Annotated in this window: 10 protein-coding genes and 2 pseudogenes; 6 read left to right on the top strand and 6 right to left on the bottom strand. The window is 69.3% G+C overall.

The genetic code is table 11. The features are described 5' to 3' along the window. The 3 genes and pseudogenes from QK444_RS23865 to QK444_RS23855 all read left to right on the top strand — a co-directional run. The coding region (locus QK444_RS23865) for a transketolase C-terminal domain-containing protein (protein ID WP_282783860.1) at window positions 1-951 on the top strand (951 nt) is incomplete at its 5' end. A gap of 248 nt (window positions 952-1,199) precedes the next feature. Further along, window positions 1,200-2,039, top strand: a complete 840-nt coding sequence (locus QK444_RS23860; RefSeq protein ID WP_282783858.1) for a M56 family metallopeptidase — start codon at window positions 1,200-1,202, stop codon at window positions 2,037-2,039. A gap of 228 nt (window positions 2,040-2,267) precedes the next feature. Beyond that, a pseudogene (locus tag QK444_RS23855) lies at window positions 2,268-3,374 on the top strand (transcription termination factor Rho, short form); the annotation flags it as partial. Here QK444_RS23855 and QK444_RS23850 read toward each other — a convergent pair. The 5 genes and pseudogenes from QK444_RS23850 to QK444_RS23830 all read right to left on the bottom strand — a co-directional run bounded on the left by QK444_RS23850 (window position 3,344) and on the right by QK444_RS23830 (window position 7,393). Continuing rightward, window positions 3,344-4,624: an MFS transporter gene (locus QK444_RS23850; protein ID WP_282783856.1), complete on the bottom strand. Its 1,281-nt coding sequence runs from the start codon at window positions 4,622-4,624 to the stop codon at window positions 3,344-3,346. The pseudogene QK444_RS23855 and the gene QK444_RS23850 overlap by 31 nt on opposite strands. Beyond that, window positions 4,621-5,699: pseudogene (locus QK444_RS23845) on the bottom strand (PLP-dependent cysteine synthase family protein). Before QK444_RS23845 ends, QK444_RS23850 begins: the two are co-directional and overlap by 4 nt. Before the next feature lie 91 nt (window positions 5,700-5,790). Beyond that, window positions 5,791-6,198 carry a hypothetical protein gene (locus tag QK444_RS23840; protein ID WP_282783854.1) on the bottom strand — a complete coding sequence of 136 codons (408 nt, stop codon included), beginning with the start codon at window positions 6,196-6,198 and terminating at the stop codon, window positions 5,791-5,793. Between the two features lie 95 nt (window positions 6,199-6,293). Further along, the gene (locus QK444_RS23835) at window positions 6,294-6,668 is read right to left on the bottom strand and encodes a BlaI/MecI/CopY family transcriptional regulator (protein ID WP_282783852.1); all 375 of its coding nucleotides are present in this window, start codon (window positions 6,666-6,668) and stop codon (window positions 6,294-6,296) included. A 362-nt stretch (window positions 6,669-7,030) separates the two neighbouring features. Next, window positions 7,031-7,393: an ACT domain-containing protein gene (locus QK444_RS23830; RefSeq protein WP_282783850.1), complete on the bottom strand. Its 363-nt coding sequence runs from the start codon at window positions 7,391-7,393 to the stop codon at window positions 7,031-7,033. 44 nt (window positions 7,394-7,437) lie between these two features. Between QK444_RS23830 and QK444_RS23825 the strand changes: the two genes are divergently transcribed. Then, window positions 7,438-7,890: a TIGR02452 family protein gene (locus QK444_RS23825; protein WP_282783862.1), complete on the top strand. Its 453-nt coding sequence runs from the start codon at window positions 7,438-7,440 to the stop codon at window positions 7,888-7,890. Window positions 7,891-7,924: 34 nt separating this feature from the next. Next, window positions 7,925-9,583, top strand: coding sequence for an alkaline phosphatase D family protein (locus tag QK444_RS23820; RefSeq protein ID WP_282783848.1), 1,659 nt, complete (start codon window positions 7,925-7,927; stop codon window positions 9,581-9,583). 25 nt (window positions 9,584-9,608) lie between these two features. On the opposite strand, the gene QK444_RS23815 is transcribed toward QK444_RS23820, so the two are convergent. Then, window positions 9,609-10,073, bottom strand: coding sequence for an SRPBCC family protein (locus QK444_RS23815; RefSeq protein WP_282783846.1), 465 nt, complete (start codon window positions 10,071-10,073; stop codon window positions 9,609-9,611). A 174-nt stretch (window positions 10,074-10,247) separates the two neighbouring features. Between QK444_RS23815 and QK444_RS23810 the strand changes: the two genes are divergently transcribed. Continuing rightward, a partial coding sequence (locus QK444_RS23810; RefSeq protein ID WP_282783844.1) for a YggT family protein occupies window positions 10,248-10,493 on the top strand: 246 nt, incomplete at its 3' end.

The following is a 10,493-nucleotide window of genomic DNA, read 5'->3' as shown; positions in this document are numbered from 1 at the left end:
GACATCCTGGTATTCGGCGAAGACGTGGGCCGCAAGGGCGGCGTGTACGGCGTGACCAAGGGTTTGCAGCAGACCTTCGGCGCACGTCGGGTTTTCGACACGCTGCTCGACGAGCAGTCCGTACTCGGCACCGCACTCGGCGCGGGACTGGCCGGCTTCGTGCCGATCCCGGAGATCCAGTACCTCGCCTACGTCCACAACGCCGCCGACCAGCTGCGTGGCGAGGCGGCGACGCTGTCGTTCTTCTCCGCGGGCCGCTACCGCAATCCGCTCGTGGTCCGCATTGCGGGATACGCCTATCAGAAGGGCTTCGGCGGACATTTCCACAATGACAATTCCATTGCGGCACTGCGCGATATCCCCGGCGTCGTCATCGCGTCGCCGGCGCGCGCCGACGATGCGGCCGCCATGCTGCGCACCTGCGTCTCGGCGGCGCGGGTGGACGGCCGCGTCTGCGTCTTCCTGGAACCCATCGCGCTCTACCACACCCGCGACCTCTACCGGGACGGCGACGGCGGCTGGGCGGCCCCGATCACGAATCCGCGGCACGCGGAGATCGGGCGGGCGCGGGCGCACGGCACCGGAACGCATCTCACCATCGTCAGTTTCGCCAATGGCGTGCCCATGAGCCTGCGCGTGGCGCGCCGCCTGTCCGAGCGCGGTATCCATGCCCGGGTCGTGGATCTGCGCTGGCTCGCACCGCTGCCCGTGGACGATCTGCTCGACCATGCCCGCGCCAGCGGGCGGGTGCTCATCGCCGACGAAACCCGGCGCAGCGGCGGCATTTCCGAGGCGGTGTGCGCGGCCCTGCTCGACGGCGGCTTCGACGGACCCATCGCCCGCGTCACCAGTGCGGACAGTTTCATACCGCTCGGCCCCGCCGCGAATCTCGTTCTGCTGGACGAGATTCGAATCGAGGAGGCGGCTACCGCACTGCTGGCCCGGCAGTAGCGGCCCCGGATCAGTCATCCCGAATCGGCGGGCGTGGGCCGATGAGGGGGTGGTCCACGCCCGCCGATCGTCGACGCCGCTTGCCGGACGGCGTCCCCTGTGCCGATGAGGGGGCGGCACAAGCTCGCGTACTGCGCAGTGCACTATCTACGTAGTACGTACGTAGATAGTAAACAGATCGCGGCGGAACGCGCAACCACGTACTCCGCGAGCGCACGTACACTCGAGACGGTGGATGGGAGGTGTGGGTGAGCGCCGCGGTCTGTTCGATCGTGTTCGGCTTCGTCATCGCAGTCCTGGCCCCGCCACTCCTGCTCCGGAACGCCCGCACGGCGGCGTCACCGCGCGTGGCCCTGATGGCGTGGCTCGTCGCCATCGGACTCACGGCGCTGTCCTGGGCCGCCGCCATGATCGCCCTGATCGTGGATTTCCTCCACCACCGCCTGTTCCCGCTGAACCAGCCGATGATGGACGCCTGCATCAGCCAACTGCACGATGCCGCCGTCGGCGGCTACGGCGATGCGGTGCGGGTCGGCGCGTTCACCCTCGCTGCGCTCACGGTGGCGGCGGGAACGGTCCTGACGGTCCGCCTGGGCCGGTCGCTGTGGGAGGCGCGGAGCACCACCTTCACCCACGCGCGCATGGCACGGATCGCGGGGCGGCACAGCCATGAACTCGACGCGGTGGTCCTGGATGTGGACGAGCCCGCGGCGTACTGCGTGGCGGGCAAGCCGCATACCGTGGTGGTGACCCGTGGCGCACTCAGCGCGCTGGACGATCGCCAGGTCGAGGCGGTGCTGGCGCACGAGCGGGCGCATCTGGACGGACACCACCACCTGCTGCTCGCGGTGACGCGCGGACTGGCGACGGCACTGCCCCGCATCGGCCTGTTCACGACGGGAGCGCGTGAGGTGGCTCGACTGCTCGAACTGATCGCCGACGACGCGGCGGTCCGCAGTCACGGGCGCGGCACCGTGCTGCGCGCACTGCTCGCCCTCGCCGAGACCGAGGACGGTCCGGAGGGTGCCGCGGGAGCCGCCGAGACCGGGCTCGACCGCCGGATTCGGCGACTGAGCGGAATAGGGTGACCGCACCCACCGTTGCATGATCCGGGACAGGTGGCGTACCCTGACCCATATCCGCTCCGGGTGGTTGTAGGAATTTCTCCCACCGGCGGTCGACATCCCTTCTCCGGAGACCTTCGGCGAAATCTCTGTCGTCGTGCCACATCGCACGCGCCGCCGACTCGTCTCCCGCACTCCCTGCGAGGAAAACCCATGAACAACAACACATCTCAGCAGCCGAGCGAGACCGGACGCACTGTATCCGGAATCCTCGACAGCACCGACCAGCACGCCGGACTGCGCGTCCGGGGGTATCTGCCCGACGCCGCCGATATCCACGTGCCGAACCGACTGATTCGCGAAACACAGCTTCGACGTGGTGATTTCGTCACCGGTATCGCCGCGCCGCCGAGCGGCAACGGCAAATACGACCGCCTCACCGCGGTGACAGCGGTGAACGGGCAGGACCCGCGCCAGGCCGCGCATCGCCCACGTTTCGCGGACCTGACCCCGATCCACCCCAATCAGCGCCTACGCCTGGAAACCGAACCGCACGAACTCACCACGCGCGTCACCGATCTGGTCATGCCCATCGGCAAGGGCCAGCGCGCACTGATCGTCGCACCGCCCAAGGCGGGCAAAACCTCTGTGCTGCAATCGATCGCGCACGGTATCGCCAAGAACCACCCGGAGTGCGAGCTCATGCTCGTCCTGGTCGGCGAACGCCCCGAGGAGGTCACCGACCTGGCCCGTTCGGTGCCCGCCGATATCGCCGCCGCCACCTTCGATCGCGCGCCGCGCGAGCATGTGGCACTGGCCGAACTCGCCATCGAGCATGCGAAGCGACTGGCCGAAACCGGTCGCGACGTGGTGGTCCTGCTCGACTCCCTGACCCGGCTGGCCCGCGCCTACAACCTGGCCGCGCCGTCCTCGGGCCGGGTGCTGTCCGGCGGTGTGGACGCCGCCGCCCTGGCGCCCCCCAAGCGCTTCCTGGGCGCGGCCCGCAACTTCGAGGAGGGCGGGTCGCTCACCATTGTCGCGACCGCCCTCGTCGAAACCGGTTCCACCGCCGATTCGGTGATCTTCGAGGAGTACAAGGGCACCGGCAACGCCGAACTCAAACTCGACCGCGCCACCGCCGACCGCCGCGTGTTCCCGGCCATCGACATCGCCCGATCCTCCACGCGCCGAGACGAACTCCTGCTCACCGCCGATGAGCTGACCGCCACCGATCTGCTGCGCCGCACCCTGGCCGCGGTCGATACGCAGCCCACGGAACTGCTGCTCGAGGGGCTGCGGCAGACGCAGACCAACGCCGAATTCCTGGCTCAGCTCACCGCGCCGCGTCGCGCTGCCTGAGCCGCCGGTGCCGCGCCGTCACGCGCCACCACCCGCACCGCGCCGCGGTCCAGTCGGTAGAGCGCCAGGGCCGACAGCGCGCCGATCACCATGAGTCCGGCCCAGACCGCCCAGTCCACGCCCGCCGCGCGGGCCGCGCCCACCACCGCGCCGGTGGCCAGATTGCCGACCAGAATGCCCACGCCGACCACCGTGTTGTAGAAGCCGTAGTGGGTGGCCACCAGGCGATCTCCCGACAGCGATACGACGGTATCCATTTCGAAGGGAAAGACCGCCGCGGTGCCGACGGCGAGCACCGCGGCCGCGACCAGCAGGGCCGCCACGGCGGCCACCGAGCCGAGCCGGCCGGGACCGGGCACCAGCGCCAACGGCAGAAAGGCCGCCGCCAGCAGACCCATACCCACCACCAGGCCGCGACCGGTGCCCCAGCGGGTCCGGAACCAGGCCGTGATACGCAGTTGGCCCGCCACCGCGACCACACCCGAGATCACGAAGATGGCCGAGGTGAGGGTCTGCGCCCGATCCCCCGCCACGAACTCCGCCTGCAGCGGAAGCGCCAGGTACACCTGGAACGACAGCACGTAGGAGCCGATCATGGCCAGCGCGAAGGCCAGGAACCGGCGGTTGCGCACCACCACCCGCCAGTCCTCGAGTACGGAGGAGCGCTCGGTGCGCACCACCGCGCGGGCGGGCAGCGCGAACAGCTGCGCCACCGTCAACACCGCGAACACCACCGCCGAAGCGCCCGCGACCAGGCGGAAGTCCAAGGCCAACAACGCGAGTCCGACCAGCGGCCCGGCCAGAATGCCCGCCTGATAGAAAATGTTGAACACCGCGAACGCCTCCACGCGCCGCTCACCGGCCTCCGCCGCGAGGTAGGCGCGCACCGCCGGATTGAACAACGCGCCCGCGAACCCCGTCGCCGCCGAGGCGATCAACAGGGCCGGCAGCGAGGTCGCGAAGACCAGCAGGGCGAATCCCACGGTGCGCAGCAGACATCCGGCCACGATGAGCGGTTTGTATCCGAGCCGGTCGGCGAGGGTGCCGCCGAGCAGGAACATGCCCTGCTGGGAGAAGTTGCGCACACCGAGCACCAGGCCCACCGCCCACGCCGCCAAACCCAGTGGGCCGGCCAGGTATCCGGCCAGATACGGCATGAGCATGTAGAAGCCCAGATTGATACCGAACTGGTTGACCATCAACAGTCGGGCCGCGGCGTCGAAGCCGCGGAAGGTCGCCACGGCGCTCACGACAGCGCCTCCCGCGGATCGACCACAGCGGTGCAGCGGGTCCACGACCGCACCACGCACCGGTGCGGATGATCGATGGTCCGCGGCTCGGTGGGTGGAGTGTCGAGCAAACCGTGCTCCTCGCAATAGCTGTCGTTGTAGACCGTGTCGAAGTAGCGGTGCGGACCGTCGGGGAAGACCGCCGCGATCCGGGTCCCCGCCGGTCGGGTGCGGGCCGCCCAGCCCGCCACCAGGGCCGCCGCGCCGACACTCCAGCCGCCGCTGGCGTGATAGGCGGCGGCCAGTGCGCGGCAGGCCCACACGGCCTCGGCCGGTGCCACCCAATGGATTTCGTCGAAGGCTGCGTAGTCCACATTGCGCGGGTGGATGCTGGAGCCGAGGCCGCGCATGAGTCGCGGTCCGGCGGGTTGGCCGAAGATGGTGGAGGACACCGTATCCACGCCGATGAGGGTCAGGTCCGGATTGAACCGCCGCAGCACCCGCGCCACCCCGGCCGAGTGCCCACCGGTGCCGACCGCGCACACCAGCACGTCGATCCGGCCCAGTTGATCGGCCAGTTCCATTGCCAGGGAACTGTATCCATCCACATTGTCGGGGTTGCCGTACTGGTCCAGGCTCCCGGCTCGCGGGCGAGCAGCTCCGCCACCCGATCGCGCCGCGCCTGCTGCCAACCGCCCACCGGGTGCGGGTCCGGGACGAGTTCCACCCGGGCTCCGTACGCGGCGAGCATATTCGCCACGATCGGCTCCAAACCCGGATCGGTGACCACCGTCACCGGGTGCCGATACACCATTCCCGCCAGCGCCAACCCCAAACCGAGAGTGCCGCTGGTGGATTCGATGATCCGCGCGCCCGGGGCGAGGTCACCACGCTCGCGCGCCCGGCGCACCATGTGCAGCGCCGGGCGGTCCTTCATCCCGCCCGGATTGCATCCCTCCAACTTCGCCCAGAATCCGCGCCCGGCGGGAGCCAGTGGCTCCCCCACCCAGAGCACGGGCGTATTGCCCACCAGGGCGCGCGGTTGGCGGGCGGCTCCGGGAGCCGCGGCCGACCGGTCGAGCACAACCTTGTCCATGACTGTCGCTTTCTGTATCCGCCCGGGGGCGGCGAGACTGATGCGGGCAGCGGACACCGGCCGATGCGGTGATCGGCCTGGCGCTGACCGATCAGCGTCGGGAGATACAGAAGCGGGTCAACAGCGAGCGACCGGCGAGGGCGGGTAGCGGAGGCGGGCCGCGCACACCCCCGCACAGCCGCCAGGCCAGGACGGCCGCGAGCGCGAGCGCCGTCCAGTGCGGGAGCGCCGGAAGCTGTGGCACACCCGCCGCCAGCACCGGGGGCAGCGCCTGCTCACAGTGCTCGACGTCGGGAAGACACTGCGCCACCGTGTGGTCCAGAGGTGCACGGGCATCGGCGGCGGCTCCGGTGGCCAGGACGACCGCGGTATCGGCGGGTGAATGGGCGTGTCCGGCGGTTTCGACGAGTGCGCAGTCGATCAGCGGCACAATCAGCAGCAGCACGGCGATCAGTGCGGACAGCTGCCCACGAGAGCGCTGCCGTCCGCTCGACCTCACCGGGAATCGATGCCTTTCCGTACCGGAACAAACAATCTACTGCCTACGTACGTAGATAGTAGACATGATCGATCTCCGATGCGTAGAACCGGCCCTCAGGCGCGCTTACCGCGCGTGAACTTGCGCAGGGCGACCCGCAGCCCCTCGGACTCCTCCGGGCTCATCTGCTCCACGAAATGCGCGAGCACCAGCTCCGACCGACCGCCCGCACCCAGCGCGTCGCGCATGAGCCGGGCGCTGTACTGCTCGCGGCTCAGCGTGGGCCAGTAGTGATAGGCCTTGCCCACCCGCTCGCGGTCCAGCCATCCCTTGCGATGCAGATTGTCCATCGTGGACATGACGGTGGTGTAGGCGATGTCACGCACGGCGGTCAGCTCGTCGTACACCTCGCGAACACTCGTCCGCTCGGTGCGCTCCCAGACACGGTCCATGACGACCGCTTCCAAATCCCCGAAGCCTCGCCCAGCCATGTTGCCGACATCTCCTCACGTCACGGCGTCCGCCGGAACCTCAACCTACTGCCCGGTTGCGTAGATCTCGATCGTAAAGGGCGACGGAAACCCCCTCAACCGGAACCGGCGAGGAGAAACCCGACGCCGGGCACCCACTCCCGAACCCCGTCGGCCGATCCGGCTCCAACGCGGTGCCGGCCGCGTCGACTGCACCGCGCCCGAACCGGGAACCACCAGGCTGACGGCGATCTTCCTGGGTGTCACGGATGCCCCCCGATGCCACGGTATGGGGAACGACGCCGTGGTGTGGCCCAAGCGCGATATCACCGTCTGCATCACCCCCGTCTAGTCACCGGGCCGCGCGTATCCCGGGGACCCCGCTACTCGGCAAGGCGGTGACCGGCGTCGCGCAGCGCCGCCGTGGCATCGGGCAGGCGGTGGGACGGGACCAGGACCAGGTCGGCGTGATAGGTGGAGGCCACGAAGACCGGGACGGCGGCGTCCGCGAGCGGGGTGACGAGGGCGGCGAGCATGCCGGGGGTGTCGAGGGTGTGGGAGCCGTCGCCGTAGATGCCCTTCCAGATCTCGCCCTCCGCCCAGGGCGGGGCCTCACGAATCACGGTGAGGCCCTCGGGCGCTCGGACCAACGCGATCCATTCGTCGTCCTCGGGGAAGGTGGAGTGCGGCAGGTGCTCGATGACGAACTGGGAGGGGACGACGCTCAGGCGCTGGCTGCCGGTCATGGCGACATCGTAGGCGGGACCGGCGATCCGGACACGCTCCGGATCTGCGCTACAGCCACCGGGTGATCTTCTCGCCGGATGTTCCCGTCGTCCGCGACGATCGCGGCGACCTGCTCGCCACCCCGTACCCGGGGTCGTTCCTGACCTCGCCCGCGCCGAACGCGGGTGAGCTGGCGCGGCGGGCCGGCGCGCCGGTTCCGGTCGGTGCGATCCTGATGGAGCGCGCGACACGTGTGCTCGCGGTCGCGGCTCGGCACGGGGTACGCGATCTGGTGCTCGGGGCGTGGGGATGCGGAGTGTTCCGCAATGATCCCGCCGAGGTCGCGGCGGCGTTCGAAGGCGCGCTGACGTGTCACGGGGCCGCCTTCGAGCGGGTGGTCTTCGCGGTGTGGGATCACACGCCGGACTCGGCCGATCGGGCGGCCTTCACCGCCCGGTTCGCGGCCGCCGACGCCGAACCGTCATCGAATGTTTCGCCAGGTCAGGGCGACCGTTAACGACGGACGCACCGGAAAGTGATTACCGTGTCTTATGAGCGTGTCTCGTCGGCGGTTGCTACGGATCGGGGCCGCGGGTTCGGCAGCCGTGCTGGTGGGAACCTCGGCGGTGAGCAGTGGGCGGCTGCGCGCGCCGCGCTGGATCGGTGGTGATCCGTTCGCGTTGGGGGTGGCCTCGGGTGATCCGACGCCGGACGGTGTGGTGCTGTGGACGCGGCTGGCACCCGACCCGCTGGCACCGGACGGTCACGGCGGGATGGCGTTCGATCCGGTGACCGTGGACTACGAGGTCGCGCACGACGAGGGTTTCCGACAGGTGGTGGCGCGCGGCAGTGCCGTCGCGACCCGCGAACTCGCGCACAGCGTGCACCCGGAGGTGCGGGGGCTGGAGCCGGATCGCTGGTACTACTACCGATTTCGCGCCGGGTCGGCCCTGTCACCGGTCGGCCGCACCCGTACCGCTCCCCCGTTCGGGCGGGCCACCGCGCGGCTGCGGTTCGCCTTCGCCTCATGCCAGTCGTGGAGTTCCGGCTACTTCACCGCCTACGACCACATGAGCCGGGAGGATCTGGACCTGGTCGTCCATCTCGGCGATTACATCTACGAGCGCAGTTGGGCCAACGGTCGCGACGGGGTGCCGGCCAGTGCGGTATTCCGGACCGAGGCCGTCGATCTGACCGACTACCGCTTGCGCTACGCTCAGGTCAAGGCCGAGGCGCCGCTGCGCGCCGCGCACGCCGCCTTCCCGTGGCTGACCACCATGGACGATCACGAGGTCGACAACAACTGGGCGGGCGACTCCCCCGGCCTCGGATTCGACATCTACCGGCTGCCGTTCCTGTTCCGCCGCCGCAAGGCCGCCGCGTTCCAGGCCATGTACGAACATCAGCCGCTGCGTATCGAACAGCTGCCGAGTGGTCCGAACATCCTGCTGCACAGGCGGTTCCACTATGGAGATCTGGCGGATATCACCATGCTGGATACCCGTTCGTATCGGACGCCGCTGGCGTGCGGCGACGGCGACGTGGTCGTGGGATGCGATGAACGCGCCGCCGCCGACCGCACCATACTCGGTGCGCGGCAACGTGACTGGCTGCTGGACGGCCTGTCCGGCTCCCGAGCCCGCTGGCAGGTGCTGGGCAATCAGGTGTCCATGAGTCGCACCGACACCGATCCGGGTCCGGCGGTCGCCATGGGCACCGATGCCTGGGACGGCTATCTCGCCGACCGCGCCGCGGTGCTGGGCGCGGCCGCCGCGCGCGGCGTCGGCAATCTGGTGGTCATCACCGGCGACCGCCACCAGCACTGCGCCTCCGATCTGCGCCGCGACCACGGCGATCCGGAATCACCGGTGGTGGCCTCGGAATTCATCGGCACCTCGATCACCAGCGGTGGTGACGGCAGCGATGCGAGCCCCGGTGTCCGCCGTCTGATGGCGGCCAACCCGGATCTGAAGTTCAGCAACGCCCAACGTGGCTATGTCCGCGTCGAACTCGACAATGACCTGTGGCGCAGCGACTTTCGCGTCCTGCCCTATGTCCGCCGTCCCGACGCCCCCATCCACACGCGAGCCACCTATGTGGTGCAGAACGGCCTTCCCGGAGTCGTGGAAGCGTGGCGGCCCGATGCTCCGGACCCGTCCGCACCCGACACCGACGCTGGGCCGGACACCGATGCGGCCGGGCCGCGCTGAAATGCCCCGGCGGGCCTGGATTTCGCTACCGGTTCGCGGTCTCGACGTACTGTTTGATCCGGGTCAGCGTCTCGAGCATGCCGTCGCGGTTGGTCTTGCCGCGGGCCCAGCCCGCCAGCAGCCAGTACAGCCGCAGCACCGGTGAGTCGTGCAGCTGGAAGGATTCCGTGACCGCGGTGCCGCCGTCGACGGGCTCCAGGTGATAGCGCCAGGTATTGATCGGCATACCGCCGGGACCGAGCACGGTGAAGGCGAATTCCCGCCCGGGTTCGCAGTCGATGATGCGGCAGACGGTGGAGTACTTCAGCCCCCAGCCGTTGCGATTGACGCGACCGCGGAATTTCGCACCCACCGCGGGGCCGGTCGCCCCGCCGAGCCATTCCGCGCCGTAGGTTTCGGGGCTGAACCGCCCGACATCGGTGACATCGCTGATCACCTCCCAGATTCGTTCGGGAGGAGCCGCCATCTGGACCGTGACCGAATCTCGCACAGCCCGAGCCTACGTGCCGACCAGTCCCAACGGAATGTGAGCATTCCGGCACCCGACACGCGGGACGCTCACCTGATAATCACCTGAAAGCACGGCAAATCCGGCACTCTGATCGCTATCCGCGCGTTGATCGAGTAGAACGGCCGAGTCGGCCGTCAGGAAGGGAGTTACGCCATGGGCGCCATCGGAACCCTGCTCGGCCTGGTCGTAGGGGTGTTCCTGCTGCTCCTACTGGCCCGCCTGGTGCTGGATTGGATTGTCACCCTCTCGCAGAGCCCGTCGCCGGGAATCTACAAGGCACGCGATGTCACCCACCGCTTCTCCGAACCGGTGCTGGCTCCGGTCCGCAAGGTGCTGCCGCCGATCCGGGCGGGCGGCCTGCAGATCGACCTGGCGTTCACGGTGGTGTTCATCGTCGCG

The organism is Nocardia sp. CC201C, assembly GCF_030010695.1.
Taxonomy (GTDB): domain Bacteria; phylum Actinomycetota; class Actinomycetes; order Mycobacteriales; family Mycobacteriaceae; genus Nocardia; species Nocardia otitidiscaviarum.
The sequence above is the reverse complement of the archived record's forward strand: the minus strand, read 5'-3'. Positions and strand labels throughout refer to the sequence as shown.

Bases quoted from the DNA above. Each gene is read 5' to 3' on its own strand.
- QK444_RS23835 (WP_282783852.1), bottom strand. From the start codon at position 6,668: ATGGCTGGGCGAGGCTTCGGGGATTTGGAAGCGGTCGTCATGGACCGT.
- QK444_RS23820 (WP_282783848.1), top strand. From the start codon at position 7,925: ATGAGCGTGTCTCGTCGGCGGTTGCTACGGATCGGGGCCGCGGGTTCG.
- QK444_RS23830 (WP_282783850.1), bottom strand. From the start codon at position 7,393: ATGACCGGCAGCCAGCGCCTGAGCGTCGTCCCCTCCCAGTTCGTCATC.